The following is a 23,408-nucleotide window of genomic DNA, read 5'->3' on the forward strand; positions in this document are numbered from 1 at the left end:
ATGAAAACAAGATTTGGTTTTGTTTATTTTAGTATGTTTGCATTTATTGGAATACACATGCCATTTTGGCCGGTGTGGCTGGAATATAAAGGCATTTCTCCGTCAGGAATTGCGGCGTTAACTGCACTGTCATTTTCTTTGAAAATTATTTTTACGCCAGTCGTGTCAAATATTGTTGACCGCAGCGGCCAGCGAAGAAAAGCAGCTATTATACTGTCACTGGGTTTGTTTGTTAGTCTATTGGTTTTCTCTAAAACGAACGAATTTATTCCTATTTTCTTGTTGACAATTTTTAGCTTTGCCTGCTGGTCACCCATTATGTCACTGGCCGAAAGCCTGGCAACGGTAACGGCCAGAGAGCAGAAGTTTGATTATGGAAAAGTACGGCTTTGGGGCTCTGTTGGTTTCATGGTGGTGGCGGTTTCTTCCGGCAAGCTATTAGCGATTTTTGGCGAGTCCGCATTGTTATGGTCTATTTGTGGAGCGGCTGGATTGCTATTTGTTTCCTCTTGCTTATTGCCGAAAACAAAGGTGTCCTTAATAAAGAGTGAGGAAGTCACTATTTTAGCATTCTTCAAAAGCAAATGGTTCGTCAGCTTTTTAATCGCGACGACCCTGATTCAGGGTAGCCATGCCGGGTATTATACTTTTGGTTCTATTCACTGGCGTGCTGAAGGATTATCGGATCAAATTATCGGGATACTGTGGGGAAGTAGCGTCGTGGGGGAGGTAATAGTCTTTGCCTTTGGCCGGGTTCTGCTGTCCCGATTGGGACCGGTAAATGTACTGATTATTGGTGGAATCGCGGCAGCATTACGCTGGTTAATGATCGGCAGCACTGACAGTATCTTTCTACTGTTAGTTGCACAATGTTTGCATGCGCTCTCCTTTGGCGCTTGCCACTTTGCAGCAATGCAAATTATTACCAATAAGGTTGATGCTTCTTTGTCATCTACGGCACAGGGGATCTATTCCGCATTTTCAATGGGGCTTGGGATGGGTATATTTGTATTGCTTTCCGGCCCGTTTTACTCCCTTCTGTCAGGCGGCACATTCTTTGTGATGTCTGCCGTTTCGCTTGCAGGAACCCTCTGTTTGCTGCTCCTAAAATCGATAGAAATGAACAAAATTTCTCACAGTAATACTCTCAAGGATATGGGGCGGGCAATGCCTGAGGGTACCTGATTTTTCAACGCTAGTTAACTAAGGATTAAGGTTATGACATTAGTCAACAAGGATAAAAAAATAGCACTTGTCACGGGGGGCTCGGGTGGCATTGGCAGCGAAATAGCTCGTCGTCTGGCTCTGAGCGGTATGGCTGTTGTATTTACCTATGCGACAGCAGAAAAGGAGGCCGAAAATATTGTTTCCGCGATAAGAGACAGCGGAGGTGAGGTTTACGCCGTACGTGCCGATATTAGCAAGCCTGATGATATTAAAGCGCTGTTCCGATTTGTCCAGAAGCAATATGGGCAGCTCGATTATCTTATCAATAATGCAGGTGTTATCGCGCCTGGTCCGATATCGGCAGTCACCAGTGCACTTTATGACAAGGTGTTTGATGTCAATGTCCGTGGCGCTTTTTTTGTACTACAGGAAGCGGCAAATTTGCTGCGCAATAATGGTCGTATTATCAATATCTCATCGACAATGGTGGATGTCCCGATTGCCGGCTCTGCGCTTTATGCAGCAAGCAAGGCGGCATTAGAACTATTCAGCCAGGTTCTGGCAAAAGAAATTGGTAGCAGAGAAATTACTGTTAATAGTTTAAGACTTGGTGCCACCATACCGGGGATGTTTGCCAAAGCTCCACCGGAGCGACAGGCGACCTTTGCCGCAGCGTCACCGTTTAAACGTCTGGGAACACCAAAGGATGTCGCTGAAGTTGTTGCCTTTTTGTTGAGTGAGGCAGGGAGCTGGATCACCGGGCAGACGATCACCGTTGATGGTGGCGCGACCTGATACTTTTCAGCTTTTGTTAGTGCAGTAACTCTGCGTTGCTGCACATCAAGCCTCTATTAACTAACAGAAATTTACTATGAATAATGACTGCTTATTTACTTCATCGGGTGAAGATCCCTCACAGGTGGATCGTTCTGCAGCCTATGCTGCGCGTTATGTTGCAAAGAATATCGCGCTGACGGATATAGCGCGGCAGTGTCAGCTATAAATTAGCTACGCTATCGGCATGGCCCGCCTCATCAATATCAGGATAAATACTAAGGGGACTGGCACGACCCCAGATGCGCAAATAGCCTCGTTGGATATGGAGTGTTTTGATTTGCGGCCAAAAGGCATTGTGAAATGCTCAATTTATTGCATCCGATTTATCAACAGACGGTAGCCTATGGCCATTTTGCTCGCCCAGGAAATAATTTTCCCTGGGAACAAACGGATACTCAGTGCCAAGCCAACGGTTGCCAGTCGTTATGCTGGCAATTAAGGAAGAGTAATAATCCCCAATTTTATTGCCTTGATGACCACATCGTTACGTCGGTTTACGCCAAATTTATTGCGTAAATTTGAAATATGGAAATTAACACCCGCTTCGCTGATATTTAATATACGGCTGATTTCCCATGTGGTTTTTCCGAGGGCTATCCAACGCAGGCAATCTAATTCTCGTATGGTGAGTTGTGGACCAGTTTCAAGGGTATCCTCAACGGTAATATACGCGTTCATTGCATCACAGATAATATCACGCAATAAAGTGAGGCTGCTTAAATTATGTTTAAAGTCCTGCTGGAATTTTTTACCCGGTATTTCATCCCGGACGCATGTCAGCATCCCTACTTCCCCGGAGATTCCATGAATAGGCAGAGTCACGCCAGTGCGCAAGCCAAAAGATGAGGCCTCTTCATAAAGATTTTTCTGTTCAATTGTCTGAAATGACTCCGGCTGCCAGATGAAAGGACTCATTGCCTTAAAACAATGGGCTACCGTTGGATCGTTGGAGCTGAGACTATGCCGGTCATAATAATTGCGCCACTCTTCCGGGTAGGTGCTGTGCAGAAAGAGGCCCGGATCCTCAGTCTTGGGCTTAGGCACAACTGCAAATAAGAATCGCTCAAATTCCAGAAATTTTATAGCCTGAGAAACATGAAGCATGACTTCATCTTTGGTGGTGGCCTCCATTAAAGGTTCAAACTGGGGTAAAATAGTATGCATAATATTATCCTGTAAAACCGTGAAATCCCTTAAATTCAATAAGTTATATGATTATGAAACTGAATGATGTTCATCATACGTCTATTATGCCAGGTTGATAACATTACATTTTTCTGTAGCAGTCTCGGCGGCTATCAGACCTGGATCATAAGTAGATTTAGTGGTTGCTTCCAAAATATTCAAATTAGGCTTTATCATGCTTCGCACCGTTGTTTGGGGTTTCATCTATCAGCTAAAACTTACACCGAACTAATGGATAACATCAGTAGACTGATTTCTTACGCTGAGTAGTAATGAGCTTCGTTGCCTAAGGTTGGATATAACGTAAGCGTATACCCGCTTGATCATATGAAGTGCATCATCAGCTGTGACAGAATGTTTATTTCGAATAGCAAAGGCCAGTAACTAAATATTTTTTACCCGCGTATCAATGGTTTTTACAATGATTTCATTAACTGATGTATGCAATGGTTCCTTCCAGGTGAGGGCGTGCTTTGACAGTTGATTGTTCCAGAATCTTAATGATTTTTAGTAGCACCAGCCCATGACCAGAATGGTATATGCCGAAACTGTCCTGGCAGGTGGTTAGCTTGATGATGATGTGTCAGATGCTACGTTTCTTTACATGCGACAATAGACTAACCTTAATATTAAGGTCAAGTTATTGCATCTGTATGGCGTATAAATTAATTTCTTAGAAATGTTATTTCAATAAATAATGAGTGAAATTGTCAGGAAGTTAATTATATATACAATGCCTGACTCAGTCTCAAGCAGATGGTGGGATGGAGATTTTCATCGCGAAGAGCTTTATATATATTGTTTAACTGAATAAGTTTTAATTATTAGTTTATGTCAATATCACCTCTTGAATATATATCCTGAATAATTCGAGTTGCAGGGAGACGGCAAGACCAGGGGCCTTGGGAGCATCAATAGCCAGGTGACTGACGCGCATGGGTGCAGACAATGCACATGCAACCTGAAATATGACGGGTAAAAGCCTCTATATCTGGGGAGTAGCCTTTACCGAAAGAGCCGTTATATCTTCTTGCTGATCCTTTCACGGTCATGTCACCGGTTAACAGCTTCTTCGGCACGGCTCGCAAAGTATAAGAAGCTTGTGCTACGTCAAGGGCGCGTCGTGAATAACGCTATCCACAGCAAAGCTAAGGTTATAGAATGAACGCCGTTTTTTCGTTACCCGTTGGGTCGTAACTTTATGAGGTTGTAATGCAGACTTTACCTTCTTGTCCTGAATGCCATTCTGAATATACCTGGCAGGACGGCGATGCGCTGAACTGTCCTGAATGTGGACATATCTGGTCGCAGCAGGATGCGGGAACGCTACAGGATGAAGGGCTTGTAGTGCGCGACGCCAATGGTACGCTGCTGGCGGACGGCGATAGCGTTACGGTAATTAAGGATCTGAAGGTTAAGGGCAGCTCTTCAGCGCTGAAGATCGGAACCAAAGTCAAAGGGATCCGTCTGGTGGAAGGGGATCATAACATCGATTGTAAGATCGATGGTTTTGGCCCGATGAAGCTTAAATCCGAGTTTGTTAAAAAGATCTAAGGTTACTGAACCATCAGGCAAAGCAGCTAAGCATGTGCTTCGCTGCCGCCTTGCTCTTTAACTGAACAGCAGATCGATTGCGTCGCACTGCGCCTCGCTCAACGTCCCGCCGCTGTTACGCGAGAGCGGCGTCATATAGCCATATTTGCGTGCGACCGCCGTTTTAATCGTGGTCACAAAGTCATCGCCGACCGTATAAATCGCCATCAGTTTTCCAATGCGCTGCTGAAACTGCGTAAGCGCTGCCAGATCACCGGCCTGCCAGCTGTGCATCGCTTCGGCAAACATCGCAGGGACCAGGTTATTTAAGCCGCTGATCACACCCGCGCCGCCAGCTAACAGGTTAGGCAACAGATATTCATCATAGCCGGACAGCACGGCAAAATCGCTGCGCACTTTTTTGGTTTCTTCTATTAATGAACGGTTATGCGACAGGCAATCCGTGGTGTCTTTTATACCGATAAAATTCGGTAGCTCTGCGGCCAGTTCTGCCACCAGCGCCGCATCCAGATCGCAACCGGTGCGCGCCGGGAAGTTATAAGCGAACCATTTGCCTTCCAGCTCACGGTCAAGTTGTCGATAGTAACTTAACAGTTGTTGCCGGGTCTGCCCGTAATACCAGGGCGGCAGCACCATAACGGCATCGTAACCGCATTCCCAGGCGAGATGGGCCAGATCCAGCATATCGGTTTTGCAGGTGCTGGAAATATTGACCACCATGCTAAGCCGCGACATGCGGCGTGCTTCACGTATCAGTAATTTGCGTTCTGCGTGCGTCAGCGAAACAAACTCGCCGATGCTGCCCATAAGTAATAAGGTATCGATGCCGGAGGCGTCCAGGTGCGCAAAATGCTGCGCCAGTGCGTTAAGATCCAGCTGGTTGGCTTGCGTAAACGGGGTCACCGAGGGGCACCAAACGCCGGAAAAAGCAGGCTGTGTTTCCATATTGTTCTCCGCAGGCGAGAATTGAAACGTTGTTTTAAATTAATCCTTTTTGTAGCTGAGTGTCACAGCATGCAGCACAATAATCTAACCGCGATCGCAATTTTCATCTTTACTTAGCGCGCGTTTCTGAAAAAACGCGGTGTGATTTATCAATCGCGCCGTTTCAGCCGGTTTAATCAACGTTGAAATAGCATTCATAGTAAGACTTGCTGACTATTTCCTGCGGCGGTGATATGTCGGGTAGCTACCTTGCTATGTCATGTCTCCGCCCGCATATAATGCAGGAACCTGCCTCGCAAAATAACCATGCTGTCCAGGCTAAACGGCAAAAACGGTACGCCTCGCGCCCGCTTTATTGCTAACGTTGATGGTACAGCCACCAGGGATGAGACGATGACCGACGAACAACTGAAACAGTTAAGCGCTATTAACGGGCAGCTGTTGCTACAGCGGCAGGCAACAGTAACTACTGCCGAATCCTGTACCGGCGGATGGATTGCTAAAGTCTTAACCGATATGGCGGGCAGCTCCGCCTGGTTTGAACGCGCTTTTATCACTTACAGTAATGATGCCAAGCAGCAGATGGTTGGCGTATCTGAAGAGAGTTTGCAGCAGTGGGGCGCGGTAAGCGAACAGGTAGTAAAAGAGATGGCCGCCGGAGCGCTAAAAGAGGCCGGAGCCGACTTCGCCATTGCGGTTAGCGGCATTGCCGGACCCGACGGCGGCACGGCGGAAAAACCGGTCGGCACCGTCTGGTTCGGCTTTGCTACGGCAGCAGGCGAAACGCTACAAAAACGCTTTGTATTTCAGGGAGATCGCGAAGCTGTGCGGCGGCAAACCGTAGCGACGGCGCTGCAGGTTTTGCATGATGATTTTCTCAAAAATTTGACTTGATACTGTATGATTATACAGTATAATTACCATCCAATGAACGAGAGCACTGCCCACAGCCGTGGCGTGCTTTACCCCGGCATGATTAGGAGTAAAAATGGCTATTGACGAAAACAAGCAAAAGGCTCTGGCAGCAGCGCTGGGCCAAATTGAGAAGCAATTTGGTAAAGGCTCCATCATGCGCCTGGGTGAAGACCGCTCAATGGATGTGGAAACCATCTCAACCGGTTCACTTTCGCTTGATATCGCTCTTGGTGCTGGCGGCCTGCCAATGGGCCGTATTGTAGAAATTTACGGTCCGGAATCTTCCGGTAAAACCACGCTGACGCTGCAGGTAATCGCCGCGGCGCAGCGTAAGGGCAAAACCTGCGCCTTTATTGACGCTGAACATGCGCTGGATCCGGTTTATGCGAAAAAGCTGGGCGTTGATATTGATAACCTGCTCTGTTCGCAGCCGGATACGGGCGAACAGGCGCTGGAAATCTGTGATGCGCTGGCGCGTTCCGGCGCGGTAGACGTTATCATCGTCGACTCCGTTGCGGCGCTGACGCCGAAAGCAGAAATCGAAGGTGAAATCGGTGACTCACACATGGGTCTGGCCGCGCGTATGATGAGCCAGGCGATGCGTAAGCTGGCCGGTAACCTGAAGCAGTCCAATACGCTGCTGATCTTTATCAACCAGATCCGTATGAAAATCGGCGTGATGTTCGGTAACCCGGAAACCACTACCGGTGGTAACGCGCTGAAGTTCTACGCTTCTGTCCGTCTTGATATTCGTCGTATCGGCGCGATCAAAGAGGGCGATAACGTCGTCGGCAGCGAAACGCGGGTAAAAGTGGTTAAAAACAAGATTGCCGCACCGTTTAAACAGGCTGAGTTCCAGATCATGTACGGTGAAGGGATTAACATCTACGGCGAGCTGGTGGATCTTGGCGTGAAGCACAAGCTGATCGAGAAGGCGGGCGCATGGTATAGCTACAATGGCGATAAAATCGGCCAGGGTAAAGCAAATGCCGGCAACTACCTGAAAGAAAACAGTGCGGTAGCTAATGAAATCGAGCAGAAACTGCGTGATACGCTGCTGAACAATCCTGTCGAGGAAGATAAAGCGGCTGTCCCAGCGGAGAATTTCGAAGATACCGCTAGCGAAACTAACGAAGATTTCTAATTACCACCCCGGTCAGCTCCGCTGGCCGGGTTTTTTTGTTCTAATACTTTGTATCCTGCCTCGATTCTCGCTACCCTCGCTTTTTACCGCTTATCGCAAACTTCAAACCTGACGGAAGCGTAATGACTGACAAGCCCGCAACTCCGGTCACTTTTGCACGCCTGCTGGACCGTGCCACTCGTATTCTTGCCATGCGCGATCATAGCGAAGCAGAGTTCCGTCGTAAGATGGCCCAGTCAGCCGCGCGTGCGGCTATGCGCCATGATGAACCGGCGGAAGAGATCCCAGAAGAGCTGCTGGAACAGGTTGTGGCCTGGTGTTATGAGCATAGCTGGCTGGACGACGTCCGTTTTGCCCAGCGTTTTGTCATCAGCCGCGGCCGCAAAGGCTATGGCCCACAGCGTATCCGTATGGAACTGGCGCAAAAAGGGATAGATCGTGAGCTGGCAGAAGCCGCCCTGGGAGAGGCGCAGATCGATTGGGCCGCTCAGGCTTTAGACGCGGCCGAGCGTAAATTCGGCCTGCCGCTGCCGCAGGAGTGGAAACAAAAATCCAAAGTGCTGCGTTATCTTCAGGCTAAAGGGTTTTTTATGGAAGATATCCAGTCGATTTATCGAAATAATGATGATTGAGTCGAGATGGGATTTTACTTCCCTCGGAAGAAAATTTATCTTATTCCCACTTTTTGTTGGTAACTCTTCACGCAGCCGTGTGGAATGCCCGCCCGGTGCCAAGGGAAGAACCTTCGTTAGCGTATTCCAGGATATTTATGAGCAAGAGTACTGCTGAGATCCGTCAAACGTTTCTCGATTTTTTCCATAGCAAGGGACACCAGGTTGTTGCCAGCAGCTCCCTCGTACCCCATAACGATCCGACGTTGTTGTTTACTAACGCCGGGATGAACCAGTTTAAAGACGTTTTCCTTGGACAAGACAAGCGCAGCTACTCGCGTGCCACCACTTCGCAGCGCTGCGTGCGCGCCGGTGGTAAGCATAACGATCTGGAAAACGTAGGTTATACCGCGCGTCACCATACTTTCTTTGAAATGCTGGGTAATTTCAGCTTCGGTGATTATTTCAAAAAAGAAGCGATTGCCTTTGCATGGGAGCTGCTGACCTCGGCGCAGTGGTTCAACCTGCCGAAAGAGCGCCTGTGGGTGACCGTTTACGAAACCGATAACGAAGCCTGGGACATCTGGGCGAATGATATTGGCGTGCCGTCTGAGCGTATTATCCGTATCGGCGATAATAAAGGCGGCGCTTACGCTTCAGATAACTTCTGGCAAATGGGCGATACCGGCCCGTGCGGTCCGTGCAGTGAAATTTTCTACGATCACGGCGATCATATCTATGGCGGCCCGCCGGGCAGCCCGGAAGAAGATGGCGATCGCTATATTGAGATCTGGAATATCGTCTTTATGCAGTTTAACCGTCAGCCTGACGGTACGATGCTGCCGCTGCCAAAACCCTCCGTTGATACCGGTATGGGTCTGGAACGTATTTCTGCGGTGCTGCAGCACGTTAACTCCAACTATGAAATCGATCTGTTCCAAAAGCTTATCGCCTCCGTGGCAAACGTTACGGGCAGCACCGACCTCAGCAATAAATCTCTGCGGGTCATCGCCGATCATATTCGTTCCTGTGCCTTCCTGATTGCCGATGGCGTTATCCCTTCGAATGAAAACCGTGGCTACGTGCTGCGTCGTATCATTCGTCGTGCGGTGCGTCACGGCAATATGCTGGGCGCCAAAGGCAGCTTCTTCTATAAGCTGGTGGGCCCGCTGATTGAAGTGATGGGCAGCGCCGGTGAAGATCTGCAACGTCAGCAGACGCAGGTAGAGCAGATACTTAAAACCGAAGAAGAACAGTTTGCTAAAACGCTGGAGCGTGGCCTGGCGCTGCTGGATGAAGAGCTCGCGAGTTTGCAGGGAGATACGCTGGATGGCGAAACCGTCTTCCGCCTGTACGATACCTTCGGCTTCCCGGCAGACCTGACGGCCGATGTGTGCCGTGAGCGTAATCTGAAAATTGATGAGGCAGGCTTTGAGCAGGCGATGGAGCGTCAGCGTCAGCGCGCTCGTGAGGCCAGCGGTTTTGGTGCTGACTACAGTAACGTTATCAGTATCGATTCAGCGTCAACCTTCAAAGGTTACGACAACCTTGCGCTAAAAGCCGCCATAACCGCGATCTATGTTAACGGCCAGCCGGCTGATGAAATCACCGCCGGACAGGAAGGGGTGATCGTACTGGATGAGACGCCGTTCTATGGCGAATCAGGCGGACAGGTCGGCGATACCGGCGTGCTGAAAGGGCTTAACGCTGAGTTTAGCGTAAGCGATACGCAGAAATATGGTCAGGCTATTGGCCACACCGGCAAACTGACCGCTGGACACCTGCGTATTGGCGATCGACTGGACGCACAGGTTGACGAGGCGCGTCGTGCGCGCATTCGCCTGAACCACTCGGCGACGCATCTGCTACATGCTGCGCTGCGCCAGGTTCTGGGCACTCACGTGGCGCAGAAAGGCTCGCTGGTTAACGATAAATACCTGCGTTTCGATTTCTCGCACGCCGAGGCGATGAAGCCGCAGGAGATCCGCCAGGTTGAGAATATTGTTAACGCACAGATCCGTCGTAACCTGCCGGTTGAGACCAACGTCATGGATCTCGAAGATGCCAAAGCAAAAGGCGCGATGGCCTTATTCGGCGAGAAATATGATGCGCGCGTACGCGTACTGTCGATGGGTGACTTCTCTACCGAACTGTGTGGCGGCACGCATGCCAGCCGCACAGGCGATATTGGCCTGTTCCGTATTACGTCTGAATCAGGCACTGCCGCCGGTATTCGTCGTATTGAGGCGATAACGGGTGAGGCTGCGCTGGCGCAGGTTAACGCTCAGGCCGAACAGCTGCACGACATCGCGCAGCTGATTAAAGCTAACAGCAGTAATCTGAATGAAAAAGTGCGTGCTATGATCGATCATGCACGCGCGCTGGAAAAAGAGTTGCAGCAGTTAAAAGACCAGCAGGCGGCTCAGGAGAGCGCTTCGTTGAGCAGCAAAGCTAAAAATATCAACGGAGTAAAACTGTTGGTCAATGAGCTGAGCAATGTAGATCCTAAGCTGTTGCGTACCATGGTTGATGAGTTAAAAAATCAGCTGGGCTCGGCAGTGATCGTGCTGGCGACGGTAGCAGACGGGAAAGTTTCTCTGATTGCTGGCGTAACAAAAGATCTTACCGACCGTGTTAAAGCGGGCGAGCTGATTGGTACAGTAGCACAGCAGGTTGGCGGTAAAGGCGGTGGACGTCCGGATATGGCGCAGGCGGGTGGTACGGATGCACAGGCGCTGCCTGCTGCGCTGGCCAGCGTTGAGTCCTGGGTGTCTGCTAAACTGTAAGAGATAAAAAAGCAGTGCGGAAAGCGCCGTGGATACTCTCCACTGGCGCATTTTTAATGCAATCCGTACTCTGTAATAACAAAGTCAGGTTGAGGGTAATGATTTCGGCTAAACTAACTATCAGCAGAATGTATTAGCGTGACAAGGTACTTTGCTGTATTTGTCATTATCTACGTTTAGCGCTATATGATGGATAATGCCGGGGATCCGACAGGCCCGACTCTTTTAATCTTTCAAGGAGCAAAGAATGCTTATTCTAACTCGTCGAGTTGGTGAAACCCTCATGATTGGCGATGAGGTGACGGTAACGGTACTGGGAGTTAAAGGTAATCAGGTTCGTATTGGTGTGAACGCACCAAAAGAAGTTTCAGTACACCGTGAAGAAATATATCAGCGCATCCAGGCTGAAAAGAGCCAACCGCAATAAAAGCTATACCGAATCCCGCGCCTCGCTCTCATTACAGCGAGGCGCAACGTTTTTCCCCGCCTTATTTTTCTCTGCTGTTTTCCCCTGATTGTGAACTGCCTCCTGTTTCGCTGTTGATAAATCACTCTTTTTGTCGGCAAAATATGCGGATTGAGTGGCTTTTGTGCAAACAAACATTTGTTGGGAAAAATTGTTTGACTTATAAGTGCGGGAAAGTAATATGTGCGCCACGCAGTGCCGATGAGCGGAAACAAAGTTCAGCAGCACAGTTCGCAAGAACGCGTAAGGTGAGATGGCCGAGAGGCTGAAGGCGCTCCCCTGCTAAGGGAGTATGCGGTCAAAAGCTGCATCGAGGGTTCGAATCCCTCTCTCACCGCCATTTAATGATGCATCCGTAGCTCAGCTGGATAGAGTACTCGGCTACGAACCGAGCGGTCGGAGGTTCGAATCCTCCCGGATGCACCATCTCTAAGAAGTAAATCGATACGGTGTTAGCAGCCTGTGTCACGGTGAGTTGTCAGCGCCCTGCGTTATACAAGAATGTGTTATGCATCCGTAGCTCAGCTGGATAGAGTACTCGGCTACGAACCGAGCGGTCGGAGGTTCGAATCCTCCCGGATGCACCATCTTCTCTGAAGAAGTTAACTTCTTCTCTGGTATTGCTTCAGGTTAGTTGCAGTTCCCTCTGCTTTTCCGATGCATCCGTAGCTCAGCTGGATAGAGTACTCGGCTACGAACCGAGCGGTCGGAGGTTCGAATCCTCCCGGATGCACCATCTTTTGATTTTCCTGTCGATTTATCAACTCGCGTTACTTTCTGAATTTTCCCTGCTTAACTTTTTCACATTCTCTTCTTTACTGACTCCCGCATTGCGTCATTCAGGTTCCTGAACTCTCTGACCTTTTTCTGATTCCTAAATTCCTCAATATATTCAAAGCATTTGCTGTTCATTGCTACCGGCGACAACCTGCATACTTTACGTTAAAGTAAAGGGGCGTTTATTTACTGCCGGGAGAGGATATGTACGATAGCTATGATGGACTGATTTTCGATATGGACGGTACTATCCTTGATACCGAAACGACCCATCGTCAGGCCTGGGATCGGGTGCTGACGCGCTATGGTTTATCGTTTGATGAACAGGCTATGATCGGGCTGAACGGCTCGCCAACGTGGCGTGTGGCACAGTTTATTATCGCCAGCCATCAGACCGACCTTGATCCTTTCCAGCTGGCAGCTGAAAAAACGGCGGCCGTTAAGGCCATGCTGTTTGACAGCGTCCAGCCGTTGCCGCTTGTCGAGGTGGTCAAGGCGTATCACGGGCGCAAGCCTATGGCGGTCGGCACCGGTAGCGAATATGCAATGGCCGATGCTTTATTGCAGCATTTGCATCTGCGTCATTACTTTGACGTTATCGTCGGCGCCGATAATGTAACGCGCCACAAACCCGAACCCGACACTTTTTTGCGCTGCGCTGCGTTAATGGGCGTGGATCCTGAAAAATGCGTGGTATTTGAGGATGCTGACTTTGGTCTGGAGGCAGCGCGTGCCGCCGGTATGGCTGCGGTAGACGTTCGCTTATTGTGAACGACATTCTGAGTTATGGTGCGTTATTTGCCAGCAGTTTTTTGAGCGCCACGCTGCTTCCCGGTAGCTCTGAAGTACTGCTGGTTACGTTATTACTGGCAGGGAAAACGCCGGCATCAGGTTTGATTTTTGTCGCAGCCGTAGGGAACACGCTCGGCGGATTAACAAATGTTGTTATTGGTCGCCTACTGCCGCCAAAGCAGGGGCGATGGCATGACACAGCAATGGCGTGGTTGCGCCGGTTTGGTCCTGCAGTACTGTTATTCAGTTGGTTACCGCTGATTGGCGATCTGCTGTGTGTACTGGCTGGATGGTTGCGTTTCTCATGGCTACCGGTAGCGCTGTTTTTGGCTATTGGCAAGATTCTGCGTTACGTAGTGGTCGCGACCGCAACTTTACAGGGCATGGCGTGGTGGCATTGATTCATTCAGGATCGGGGCTACGGTAAACATTATGCTAAACAAAAATAAATTATTCTCTGAGCGGGAGGTCATTTTGATCCCGGACGTATCACAGGCGCTTTCCTGGCTGGAAGCACATCCTGACGCCCTGAAAGGTATTGGTCGCGGCATTGAGCGTGAAACGCTGCGTGTCCGGCCAGACGGTAAACTAGCGACAACCGGCCATCCGGCGGATCTTGGCGCAGCGTTGACCCATAAATGGGTTACTACCGATTTCGCTGAATCGCTGCTTGAATTTATTACTCCCGTCGATCGTGATATTGATCACCTGCTGGCATTTTTACGCGATATACATCGTCATGTCGCCCGCGAGTTAGGCGAAGAGCGTATGTGGCCCTTCAGTATGCCTTGCATGATTAAAAACGGCGATGTTATCCAGCTGGCCCAGTATGGCAGTTCGAACATCGGGCGCATGAAAACGCTCTATCGCGAGGGTTTAAAAAACCGCTATGGCGCGCTGATGCAGACCATTTCCGGCGTGCATTATAACTTCTCGCTGCCGCTCTCTTTCTGGCAGGCCTGGGCCGGCGTTAAAGATATGGAAAGCGGTAAAGAGGCTATTTCTGCCGGCTATTTACGCTTAATCCGCAACTACTATCGCTTTGGCTGGGTTATTCCCTATCTGTTTGGCGCCTCGCCGGCGGTTTGTTCTACCTTCCTGCAGGGAAAGGAGAGCAGCCTGCCTTTTGAACGGAGCGAGCGCGGTATGCTCTGGCTGCCGTACGCCACGTCGCTGCGCTTAAGCGATTTGGGTTATACTAATAAATCGCAAAGCAATCTGGGCATTACGTTTAATACGCTGGCGGGCTATGTCGAGGCGTTGAAAAAGGCGATCAAAACCCCTTCTGAAGAATATGCGCGTATGGGCGTAAAAGATGAAGAAGGGCGCTGGTTACAGCTTAACACCAATGTATTGCAGATTGAGAACGAGCTGTATGCGCCGATTCGTCCTAAACGTGTTACGCGTTCTGGCGAAGCGCCGTCTGATGCGCTGGCGCGCGGCGGTATTGAATACATTGAAGTCCGTTCGCTTGATATTAACCCTTTCTCACCGGTTGGCGTTGATGAAACTCAGGTGCGCTTCCTCGATCTGTTCCTGATCTGGTGTACCCTGGCGGACGCACCGGAAATGAGCAGCGCCGAACTACAGTGCGCACGGCAAAACTGGAATCGCGTTATCCTCGAAGGCCGTAAGCCGGGCCAGACGATCGGTATCGGCTGTGAAGATACCCGGCAGCCGTTGACGATGGTTGGCAAAGCGCTTTTTGCCGACCTGAAACGCGTAGCGGAAGTGCTTGATAGTCAGTCCGGTACGCCTGATTACCAACAGGTTTGCGATCAACTGGTCGCCTCTTTTGACGATCCTGAGCTAACCTATTCTGCTCGTATCCTGCAGACGATGTTAGATAACGGCATCAGCGGAACCGGATTGGCGCTGGCCGAGCAGTATCGACAGATGCTGACGGAAGAGCCGCTGCAGGTGCTAACCGAGGAAGATTTCACTCAGGAAGCGATACGTTCGCGTAATGCGCAGCAGGAGCTGGAAGCGGCAGATAGCCTGAGTTTCGCTGAGTTTTTGGCGAGCAAGAAAGGGTAAAAAGAAAATGGCCACATCACTGTGGCCAAATTAACATCTCTGTTGTCAGGGATGATGATGATAACAAATGCGCGTCTTTCACTTATTCAGACGCATGGCGAACAGAAAAGTTTCATCGTTCACAAAAAAAATTTTAGCTGAGGTAACAATATGCCATTACTGGACAGTTTTACCGTTGATCATACTCGTATGGCCGCACCGGCAGTACGTGTAGCCAAAACCATGAATACCCCTCATGGCGATACCATCACGGTATTTGACCTGCGTTTCTGCGTGCCAAATAAAGAAGTGATGCCGGAACGCGGTATCCATACGCTTGAGCATCTGTTCGCAGGGTTTATGCGTAACCATCTGAACGGTGACGGCGTAGAAATTATTGATATCTCTCCGATGGGATGCCGCACCGGCTTTTATATGAGCCTGCTCGGTACGCCTTCCGAGCAGCGCGTTGCCGATTCATGGAAAGCGGCGATGAATGATGTGCTGAAGGTCAACGATCAGAATCAGATCCCGGAACTGAACGAATATCAGTGCGGTACTTATCAGATGCACTCGCTGGATGAGGCCAAAGATATTGCTCGTCATATCATTGAGCATGACGTACGCGTTAACCATAACGATGAGCTGGTGCTGCCGAAAGATAAGCTGAAAGAGCTGGAAATTCACTAAGTATGCAGCATAAAAAAGGCCGCAAATGCGGCCTTTTTTTACGGCTGATTAAGAGCCGATACTGGATTTCAGTGGCTGTTGCGGCGTTACCCTTACCTGCTTCACCATATTATCCTGCACGTCAAGAATATCGATAGCGTAGTTCTGTATCTGGATGCGCGTGCCTGCCTGGGGGATCTCTTCGAGTTCTTCCAGCAACATGCCGTTGACCGTACGCGCTTCTTCCTGCGGTAAATGCCAGTTAAACGCTTTATTGATTTCCCGCACGTTAGCGGTGCCTTCAATCAATACCGAGCCATCGCTCTGCGGCATGACTTCTTCAGCCAGCGAAGGAGACATTGAGGTTGTAAAATCACCAACAATTTCCTCCAGAATATCTTCAATGGTAACCAGCCCTTTAATATCGCCATACTCATTCACCACCAGCCCAACTTTTTTCTTATTGCGCTGAAACTTAACCAGCTGCACGTTAAGCGGCGTATCTTCCGGCACGTAGTAGATTTCATCGGCAGCGCGCAGCAGGTTCTCTTTAGTAAATTCTTTTTTCTCGGAGACCATGCGCCACGCTTCGCGTACGCGCAGCATGGCAACGGCATCATCCAGCGAGTCGCGGAATAATACGATACGTCCATGAGGAGAGTGTGAAACCTGACGTTCGATGGATTTCCAGTCATCGTTGATATTGATACCGACGATTTCATTACGCGGCACCATGATGTCATCAACGTTTACCTTTTCCAGATCCAGTACCGACAACAGCATCTCCTGATGACGGCGCGACATCAGCGAACGGGACTCATAAACGATGGTGCGCAGCTCATCTTTATTCAACGCTGAGCTAATTGAACCGTCGGCTTTGATGCCAACCATACGCATCAGTAGGCGGGTAATGGTATTTAACAGCCATACCAGCGGCATCATGATGATCTGCAGCGGGCCAAGGAGCAGGCTGCTGGGATAAGCGACTTTTTCCGGATAAAGGGCGGCAATGGTTTTCGGCAAAACTTCAGCGAAAATCAATACCGCAAACGTCAGCACGCCGGTAGCAATGGCTACACCTGCGTTGCCGTACAGGCGCATCCCAACGATAGTCGCCAGCGACGAGGCGAGAATGTTGACCAGGTTATTGCCGATCAACACCAGGCTTATCAAACGGTCCGGTCGCCGCAGCAATTTTTCGACGCGACGTGCGCTGCGGTTGCCGCTTTTCGCTTTATGACGCAGCCGATAGCGGTTAAGAGTCATCATGCCGGTCTCGGAGCCGGAAAAGTAGGCCGAGACCAGAATCATCACAACCAGCGTAATAATCAGTGTGGTGGTTGAAACGTGTTCCAACGCGAAATCCTTGTATAAATCAGTGGGTAAGCAGGTGCTGTAGTATGCGGCTGCCGAAGTAAGACATGGTCAACAGCAACGCACCGCCACAGTTAAACCAGACGACGCGGCGTCCACGCCAGCCTTCATGATAGTGTCCCCAGAGCAAAACGATATAAACAAACCAGGCCAAAACCGACAGTACGGCTTTGTCTATGTTCTCTGGCGAGAAGAGATCTTTCATATAAAACAGGCCGGTACAGAGAACCAGCGTCAGCAGCACGACGCCAACCTGCGTAATATGAAACATTTTGCGTTCAATCGTCATCAGCGGCGGAACGTCGTTACTAAAGGCTAACCGCTTATTTTTCAGCTGATAATCGATCCACGCCAGCTGCAGCGCATATAACGCGGCGATAATCAGCGTGGCGTAGGCAAAGAGCGCCAGTCCGATATGGATCATCATGCCGGGCGTGGTTTCCAGGTGCGTAATAAACGTATTCGGCACAAAGGTCGCAAAGGCAAGATTGATGAGCGCAAAGCTATACACAATCGGCAGCAGCAGCCAGCCACGGTTACGTGAGGCGACAATGGTCATAATAATGCAGATCAGCAAGCTTACCAGCGAACCGATGTTCAGCAGGCTAAGGTTTTGCGCCCCATTGACGAAGATGCGCTGCTGTAGCGCCACCATATGCGCCACCAGCGCCAGCGTTGCCGACAGCACGGCCATGCGTCGCCAGGCGTCGTTATTCCGCAGCAGGCTGGGAATGATCAGGGCAAGGCTAAATGAGTAGGCAAAGAGCGCCAGAATCGCAAAAGCAGACATAGAATGGTCAGATATCGAAAAGATGAAGAAAAACGCAGTATAGCGCCAGCCAGAGTTTGCTCCAAACGTTCTCATTGTCGATAGCAGAGATCGCCAATGCTTCGTGTTATAATCCGCCACATTGTGTCGCCCAGGCGGCTCTGTTTTATCTTGAGCGAGAGACAATGTTTGATAATTTAACCGATCGATTGTCGCAAACCCTGCGCAATATCAGCGGCCGCGGAAGGCTGACCGAAGAGAACGTCAAAGAAACCCTGCGCGAAGTGCGCATGGCTCTGCTGGAGGCGGACGTTGCGCTGCCGGTAGTACGTGAATTTATTAACCGCGTAAAAGAGCGCGCGGTTGGGCACGAAGTGAATAAAAGCCTGACGCCGGGTCAGGAATTTATCAAGATTGTGCGCAATGAGCTGATTGAGGCGATGGGTTCTGAAAACCATGCGCTTAACCTGGCCGCGCAGCCGCCGGCCGTCGTGCTGATGGCTGGCCTGCAGGGTGCGGGTAAAACGACCAGCGTCGGTAAGCTCGGTAAATTCCTGCGTGAGAAGCATAAGAAAAAAGTGCTGGTTGTTTCTGCCGACGTCTATCGTCCGGCGGCGATCAGGCAGCTGGAAACGCTGGCGCAGCAGGTGGGCGTAGATTTTTGTCCGTCCGACCTGAGCCAGAAGCCGGTTGATATTGTTAACAACGCGCTAAAAGAAGCAAAGCTTAAATTCTACGACGTGCTGCTGGTGGATACCGCCGGTCGTCTGCATGTTGATGAAGCGATGATGGACGAGATCAAACAGGTGCACGCCGCGATTAATCCGGTGGAAACGCTGTTTGTGGTCGATGCTATGACCGGTCAGGATGCGGCGAATACGGCAAAGGCGTTTAATGAGGCGCTGCCGTTAACCGGCGTAATTTTAACCAAGGTTGACGGCGACGCACGTGGCGGCGCCGCGCTTTCAATTCGTCATATCACCGGCAAGCCGATTAAGTTTATGGGCGTCGGTGAAAAGACCGACGCGCTGGAGCCGTTTTATCCCGATCGTCTGGCGTCACGTATTCTCGGCATGGGCGACGTGCTGTCGCTTATCGAAGATATTGAAAGTAAGGTTGACCGCGCCCAGGCTGAAAAGCTGGCGAATAAGCTGAAGAAAGGCGACGGCTTTGACCTGAATGATTTTCTGGAACAGCTGAAGCAGATGCGCAATATGGGCGGTATGGCCAGCCTGATGGGAAAACTTCCCGGAATGGGGCAGCTGCCGGATAACGTTAAGTCGCAGATGGATGACAAAGTGCTGGTGCGCATGGAGGCGATGATCAATTCCATGACGCGCAAAGAGCGTGAAAAACCTGAGATTATCAAAGGTTCACGTAAACGCCGTATCGCCGCTGGCTCTGGTATGCAGGTGCAGGATGTTAACCGTCTGCTGAAGCAATTCGACGATATGCAGCGCATGATGAAAAAGATGAAAAAGGGCGGCATGGCGAAAATGCTGCGCGGTATGAAAGGCATGATGCCACCGGGCTTTCCGGGGCGTTAAGCCGTTTCATTGTAAAGTCCCGACGGCTTGCTCAGTTTAGATTGCTTTTTGCGCCAAAATGAGTAAAATTTTCGGGCTTTTTATACGACACCCGGGCCCCGTTCCTCGATGGGGCCCGGTTGTTTTATTAACTGAAGAGGATGTTATGGTAACAATTCGTTTGGCACGTCACGGCGCGAAAAAGCGTCCGTTCTATCAGGTTGTCGTTACTGACAGCCGCAACGCACGCAATGGTCGTTTCATTGAGCGTGTAGGCTTCTTCAACCCGATCGCATCTGGTCAGGCTGAAGCACTGCGTCTGGACCTGGACCGTATTGAGCACTGGGTTGGCCAGGGCGCTACGCTGTCCGATCGCGTTAACGCGCTGATCAAAGAAGCTAAGAAAGCAGCTTAATCTGTCACGGTGGTTAGCATGAGCAAACAACTCGCCACACAGCCTCCCGTTAATCCCGTTACCCTGGGAAAAATGGGAGCGGCCTACGGCATTCGGGGTTGGCTCAAAGTGTTTTCTTCCACCGAAGATGCCGACAGCATCTTTAACTATCAGCCCTGGTTCATTCAGCGCGCCGGTAAATGGCAGCAGGTTGAGCTGGAAAGCTGGAAGCACCACAATCAGGACATCATCATCAAGGTCAAAGGCATTGACGATCGTGATGCGGCGGCCCAGTTGACTAACTGTGAAATTTTAGTCGACTCCACGCAGTTGCCGGAGCTGGGAGAAGGTGATTACTACTGGAAAGACCTGATGGGTTGCAAGGTAGTTACCGTTGACGGCTACGAAATGGGTAAAGTCATTGATTTGATGGAAACCGGTTCAAACGACGTACTGGTCGTTAAGGCAAACCTGAAAGATGCGTTCGGTGTGAAAGAACGGTTAATTCCGTTTCTTGATGAACAGGTTATCAAGAAAGTCGATCTCACTACCGGCACCATTGAAGTAGATTGGGATCCTGGTTTTTGACCTCCGAACAAAACGGTAATTCAACGGCGCACTCTATGTGGATTGGTGTAATCAGCCTGTTTCCAGAGATGTTTCGCGCTATTACCGACTACGGGGTAACTGGCCGGGCAGTAAAAAATGGCCTGCTCAGCGTCCAAAGCTGGAGTCCGCGTGACTTCACGCACGACCGGCATCGCACCGTGGACGATCGTCCTTATGGCGGCGGTCCGGGGATGCTGATGATGGTACAACCTTTACGGGATGCCATCCACGCAGCGAAAGCGGCGGCGGGAGAGGGTGCTAAGGTGATTTATCTGTCGCCTCAGGGGCGCAAACTCGATCAAGATGGGGTTTGCGAACTGGCGACGCAGCAGAAGCTAATTCTGGTCTGCGGACGCTATGAAGGGATCGATGAGCGCGTGATCCAGACTGAGATCGATGAAGAATGGTCGATTGGGGATTACGTACTCAGCGGTGGAGAGCTACCAGCCATGACGTTGATTGACTCTGTCGCCCGGTTTATACCTGGTGTGCTGGGCAAGCAGGCGTCAGCTGAAGAAGATTCGTTTTCTGAGGGCTTGCTGGACTGTCCACATTATACCCGCCCTGAAGTGTTGGAAGGGCTGGAGGTTCCGTCAGTATTACTGTCGGGCAACCATGCTGATATTCGCCGCTGGCGCCTGAAACAGTCGCTTGGCCGTACCTGGCTTAGAAGACCTGAACTTCTGGAAAACCTGGCTCTGACTGAAGAGCAAGCAAAGTTGCTTAGCGAGTTCCAGCAGGAATTCAATGCGCAACAAAACTATGATGCGGAAGGCTAGCCTTCCGATAAGATCAGTTTACCCAGGATAAGAGATTTAATTATGAGCAACATTATCAAGCAAATCGAACAAGAGCAGATGAAGCAGGACGTACCTTCTTTCCGTCCGGGTGATTCCGTGGAAGTGAAAGTATGGGTCGTTGAAGGTTCTAAAAAGCGTCTGCAGGCATTCGAGGGCGTGGTTATCGCTATTCGTAACCGCGGTCTGCACTCTGCATTCACTGTTCGCAAAATTTCCAATGGCGAAGGTGTTGAGCGTGTATTCCAGACTCACTCACCGGTCATTGACAGCATCACCGTGAAACGTCGTGGTGCCGTGCGTAAAGCGAAACTGTACTACCTGCGTGAGCGTACTGGTAAAGCAGCTCGTATCAAAGAGCGTCTTAACTGATAAACGGCTCGCGTCGTCCATAAAAGTTAATAAAGAACAAGGGGTTAGCGTAATGCTGGCCCCTTTTTTTGTTATTGAGCCCACATATTGCCCACGCAGAATCGTACCAGTGTCCACGGATGCCCACTTAAAAATAAAAAAACCGTTTTCGCGGGCTAGCGGCCTGTTAAGGCCGCTTGTTATCAACGCTGTCGAATATCACGAATGCTTTTCAATGACGAGATCAACCCCTTCATTAAGCAGCTCATTGATAGACACGCCGTGCGCTTGTGCGGTCACTGCAAGAGCCTGATGGCGTTCAGGTGTCAAGCGAGTAGTAACTTTGCCGCTGAAGGTTTTATAAGGTTCAATCCCATCGTTACGGCATTCATCAAGAAAAACTGCCAGGGAGATCGCCCCCTCTTTTTTCAAGTCTTCCACGCTGTAAGCATAAAAATCAGCCCCACCATTCAGGCCGACAAATTCCCCGCGAAACATTTCGATCTCAGGGTCAAAAGTGATGACGGCCACGTGGCCGTCGATTTTAAGTGTATTATTCATGGTTTGATTCCTAAGCTATCGAGCCATATACGAATGGAGTTAACCGCCCCCTTGTCAGTGGTCGGTCTGGGGTGTGGCCTGTGAAAGATCTTCTTTTGTCCTTTCAGCAGTACCGCAATCCTTGAACCTTCCCTTTCGTGAACTTCCGCACCGAGAGCAATAAAGAGAGACTCTATATCACCCCATTTTATCGAGCCACTTACCGGCCGGGCGAACACATCTGACAGCGTTTTTTGGTGTCGTTTGTTCATGGATTCATAGTATCACTTTATGACACCATTTGAAATATTTTATAGTGTCACTTATTGGTGTCATAAATAGAGACTTTGGCTAAATATTCTGTGCATTCATCTATCCGCTTTTGCGGCTTCTTTTCAGTTGCTGCCCCTTGATTATGTCTCGCCCTGTTTAACCGCTTCAATTTTGAATTCTTCGGGATAACGTTTACCGCTCATGGACACCCTCTTTTTAAGCCATTTTAAATGGCTCTGAGGTGTCTGTTAAACCCGTGGCGATTTTCATAAAAACGTCTTAACTAAGAACTCGCGTAAGCGACATCTTAAAGTTAATAGCAATAAAGGGGTTAGCGTAATGCTGGCCCTTTTTTTGTTTTCGCTAATAAGTCCGATGGCTTAACGCTGCAAAAAATCTTCACGACGCAGATGATAGATTGCGGCGGTGACGGGCCCCTGATCCATCACAATCAGACCATAGCGCAGGCCGATTAACCGCGCGCCGCAGCTCAGCGCGACGGCACGGCTGGCATGGTTATCTTCAGCCGCTAAAATCTCAATAATATTAATTTCAGGGCGACGAAAACCTTCCCTGGCCAGCTGCATGACCGCCTGATGAGCAATGCCCTTGCGCTGCTCTTTCTGACGTACCCAGTAACCTATCGCGCTGTTTTCCTCTGGCGTTTGTCTGTAACGGATCCCGGCGGCGCCAAGAAAGCGATCGTCGCTGGCGGCGAAAATGCCCATTTCATTCGCTTCGCCTTTTTCTCGCTGCCGATCAATCAGGCGAAACCATTCAACGGCTTCTTCAGGCTGATAATTTTCATGCGCCCAGGACATCCACGGCTGTAGCGAAAAGAGCGACTCATTAATAGCCGCAGCGTAATCAGCGGCGTCAGCGGCCAGCATTGGGCGTAGATAAATTTCCAT

24 protein-coding genes, 4 tRNA genes and 1 pseudogene are annotated in these 23,408 nt (G+C 50.0%); 22 read left to right on the forward strand and 7 right to left on the reverse strand.

The window, feature by feature from the left end; all coding sequences use genetic code 11:
* The 3 genes and pseudogenes from COO59_RS14315 to COO59_RS21655 all read left to right on the forward strand — a co-directional run bounded on the left by COO59_RS14315 (nt 1) and on the right by COO59_RS21655 (nt 2,344).
* Nucleotides 1-1,185, forward strand: coding sequence for a 3-phenylpropionate MFS transporter (locus COO59_RS14315; RefSeq protein WP_165786520.1), 1,185 nt, complete (start codon nt 1-3; stop codon nt 1,183-1,185).
* Nucleotides 1,186-1,218: 33 nt separating this feature from the next.
* On the forward strand, nt 1,219-1,962 hold the full coding sequence (locus COO59_RS14320) for an SDR family oxidoreductase (protein ID WP_205960873.1): 744 nt from the start codon (nt 1,219-1,221) through the stop codon (nt 1,960-1,962).
* 76 nt (nt 1,963-2,038) lie between these two features.
* A pseudogene (locus tag COO59_RS21655) lies at nt 2,039-2,344 on the forward strand (methionine adenosyltransferase domain-containing protein).
* A 95-nt stretch (nt 2,345-2,439) separates the two neighbouring features.
* Here COO59_RS21655 and COO59_RS14330 read toward each other — a convergent pair.
* On the reverse strand, nt 2,440-3,168 hold the full coding sequence (locus COO59_RS14330; protein WP_103060463.1) for a helix-turn-helix transcriptional regulator: 729 nt from the start codon (nt 3,166-3,168) through the stop codon (nt 2,440-2,442).
* Nucleotides 3,169-4,401: 1,233 nt separating this feature from the next.
* Here COO59_RS14330 and COO59_RS14335 point away from each other — a divergent pair.
* Nucleotides 4,402-4,743 (forward strand): zinc ribbon domain-containing protein YjdM, encoded by a 342-nt coding sequence (locus COO59_RS14335; RefSeq protein ID WP_103060464.1) that lies wholly within the window; start codon nt 4,402-4,404, stop codon nt 4,741-4,743.
* 57 nt (nt 4,744-4,800) lie between these two features.
* On the opposite strand, the gene COO59_RS14340 is transcribed toward COO59_RS14335, so the two are convergent.
* Nucleotides 4,801-5,688, reverse strand: a complete 888-nt coding sequence (locus tag COO59_RS14340; RefSeq protein ID WP_103060465.1) for a dihydrodipicolinate synthase family protein — start codon at nt 5,686-5,688, stop codon at nt 4,801-4,803.
* Between the two features lie 393 nt (nt 5,689-6,081).
* Between COO59_RS14340 and pncC the strand changes: the two genes are divergently transcribed.
* The 13 genes from pncC to luxS all read left to right on the forward strand — a co-directional run bounded on the left by pncC (nt 6,082) and on the right by luxS (nt 15,885).
* Nucleotides 6,082-6,582, forward strand: coding sequence for a nicotinamide-nucleotide amidase (gene pncC, locus COO59_RS14345; RefSeq protein WP_103060494.1), 501 nt, complete (start codon nt 6,082-6,084; stop codon nt 6,580-6,582).
* A 94-nt stretch (nt 6,583-6,676) separates the two neighbouring features.
* The gene (gene recA / locus COO59_RS14350; protein WP_103060466.1) at nt 6,677-7,747 is read left to right on the forward strand and encodes a recombinase RecA; all 1,071 of its coding nucleotides are present in this window, start codon (nt 6,677-6,679) and stop codon (nt 7,745-7,747) included.
* 122 nt (nt 7,748-7,869) lie between these two features.
* A complete protein-coding gene (locus tag COO59_RS14355) occupies nt 7,870-8,379 on the forward strand; it encodes a regulatory protein RecX (RefSeq protein WP_103060467.1) in 510 nt (169 codons plus the stop codon).
* 137 nt (nt 8,380-8,516) lie between these two features.
* Entirely contained in the window at nt 8,517-11,144 is a 2,628-nt protein-coding gene (gene alaS, locus COO59_RS14360) for an alanine--tRNA ligase (protein ID WP_103060468.1), read from the forward strand.
* A gap of 247 nt (nt 11,145-11,391) precedes the next feature.
* Nucleotides 11,392-11,571, forward strand: a complete 180-nt coding sequence (csrA, locus tag COO59_RS14365) for a carbon storage regulator CsrA (protein ID WP_038624529.1) — start codon at nt 11,392-11,394, stop codon at nt 11,569-11,571.
* Nucleotides 11,572-11,857: 286 nt separating this feature from the next.
* Nucleotides 11,858-11,950 (forward strand) — tRNA-Ser (locus COO59_RS14375).
* Nucleotides 11,951-11,959: 9 nt separating this feature from the next.
* Nucleotides 11,960-12,036: transfer RNA gene (locus COO59_RS14380), tRNA-Arg, on the forward strand.
* An 84-nt stretch (nt 12,037-12,120) separates the two neighbouring features.
* Nucleotides 12,121-12,197, forward strand: a tRNA-Arg gene (locus COO59_RS14385).
* A 72-nt stretch (nt 12,198-12,269) separates the two neighbouring features.
* Nucleotides 12,270-12,346: transfer RNA gene (locus tag COO59_RS14390), tRNA-Arg, on the forward strand.
* 245 nt (nt 12,347-12,591) lie between these two features.
* Nucleotides 12,592-13,158, forward strand: a complete 567-nt coding sequence (gene yqaB, locus COO59_RS14395; protein WP_103060470.1) for a fructose-1-phosphate/6-phosphogluconate phosphatase — start codon at nt 12,592-12,594, stop codon at nt 13,156-13,158.
* Nucleotides 13,155-13,580, forward strand: a complete 426-nt coding sequence (locus COO59_RS14400; RefSeq protein ID WP_103060471.1) for a YqaA family protein — start codon at nt 13,155-13,157, stop codon at nt 13,578-13,580. The genes yqaB and COO59_RS14400 overlap by 4 nt, the downstream gene beginning before the upstream one ends.
* 31 nt (nt 13,581-13,611) lie before the next feature.
* Nucleotides 13,612-15,216, forward strand: coding sequence for a glutamate--cysteine ligase (gene gshA, locus COO59_RS14405; RefSeq protein WP_103060472.1), 1,605 nt, complete (start codon nt 13,612-13,614; stop codon nt 15,214-15,216).
* A gap of 150 nt (nt 15,217-15,366) precedes the next feature.
* Nucleotides 15,367-15,885: an S-ribosylhomocysteine lyase gene (luxS, locus tag COO59_RS14410; RefSeq protein WP_103060473.1), complete on the forward strand. Its 519-nt coding sequence runs from the start codon at nt 15,367-15,369 to the stop codon at nt 15,883-15,885.
* Nucleotides 15,886-15,933: 48 nt separating this feature from the next.
* On the opposite strand, the gene COO59_RS14415 is transcribed toward luxS, so the two are convergent.
* Nucleotides 15,934-17,220, reverse strand: a complete 1,287-nt coding sequence (locus tag COO59_RS14415) for an HlyC/CorC family transporter (protein ID WP_103060474.1) — start codon at nt 17,218-17,220, stop codon at nt 15,934-15,936.
* Nucleotides 17,221-17,239: 19 nt separating this feature from the next.
* Complete coding sequence (locus COO59_RS14420) at nt 17,240-18,028, reverse strand: cytochrome C assembly family protein (protein ID WP_103060475.1); 789 nt, start codon at nt 18,026-18,028, stop codon at nt 17,240-17,242.
* A 164-nt stretch (nt 18,029-18,192) separates the two neighbouring features.
* On the opposite strand from COO59_RS14420, the gene ffh reads away from it, so the two are divergent.
* The 5 genes from ffh to rplS all read left to right on the forward strand — a co-directional run bounded on the left by ffh (nt 18,193) and on the right by rplS (nt 21,705).
* Nucleotides 18,193-19,554: a signal recognition particle protein gene (gene ffh / locus COO59_RS14425; RefSeq protein WP_103060476.1), complete on the forward strand. Its 1,362-nt coding sequence runs from the start codon at nt 18,193-18,195 to the stop codon at nt 19,552-19,554.
* A gap of 145 nt (nt 19,555-19,699) precedes the next feature.
* Entirely contained in the window at nt 19,700-19,948 is a 249-nt protein-coding gene (gene rpsP, locus COO59_RS14430) for a 30S ribosomal protein S16 (protein ID WP_033739514.1), read from the forward strand.
* Nucleotides 19,949-19,966: 18 nt separating this feature from the next.
* The gene (gene rimM / locus COO59_RS14435; RefSeq protein WP_103060477.1) at nt 19,967-20,515 is read left to right on the forward strand and encodes a ribosome maturation factor RimM; all 549 of its coding nucleotides are present in this window, start codon (nt 19,967-19,969) and stop codon (nt 20,513-20,515) included.
* Between the two features lie 35 nt (nt 20,516-20,550).
* Entirely contained in the window at nt 20,551-21,315 is a 765-nt protein-coding gene (gene trmD, locus COO59_RS14440) for a tRNA (guanosine(37)-N1)-methyltransferase TrmD (RefSeq protein WP_205960876.1), read from the forward strand.
* Between the two features lie 42 nt (nt 21,316-21,357).
* Nucleotides 21,358-21,705 (forward strand): 50S ribosomal protein L19, encoded by a 348-nt coding sequence (gene rplS, locus COO59_RS14445; protein ID WP_085070477.1) that lies wholly within the window; start codon nt 21,358-21,360, stop codon nt 21,703-21,705.
* 198 nt (nt 21,706-21,903) lie between these two features.
* Here the strand turns inward: rplS and COO59_RS14450 are convergent, their stop codons facing one another.
* The 3 genes from COO59_RS14450 to COO59_RS14460 form a co-directional block, all read right to left on the reverse strand.
* Complete coding sequence (locus tag COO59_RS14450) at nt 21,904-22,245, reverse strand: type II toxin-antitoxin system HicB family antitoxin (protein WP_103060479.1); 342 nt, start codon at nt 22,243-22,245, stop codon at nt 21,904-21,906.
* Nucleotides 22,242-22,496 (reverse strand): type II toxin-antitoxin system HicA family toxin, encoded by a 255-nt coding sequence (locus COO59_RS14455; RefSeq protein WP_103060480.1) that lies wholly within the window; start codon nt 22,494-22,496, stop codon nt 22,242-22,244. Before COO59_RS14455 ends, COO59_RS14450 begins: the two co-directional genes overlap by 4 nt.
* A 381-nt stretch (nt 22,497-22,877) precedes the next feature.
* Entirely contained in the window at nt 22,878-23,408 is a 531-nt protein-coding gene (locus COO59_RS14460) for a GNAT family N-acetyltransferase (RefSeq protein ID WP_103060481.1), read from the reverse strand.

The sequence above is a fragment of the Mixta theicola genome, from assembly GCF_002895925.1.
Taxonomy (GTDB): Bacteria; Pseudomonadota; Gammaproteobacteria; order Enterobacterales; family Enterobacteriaceae; genus Mixta; species Mixta theicola.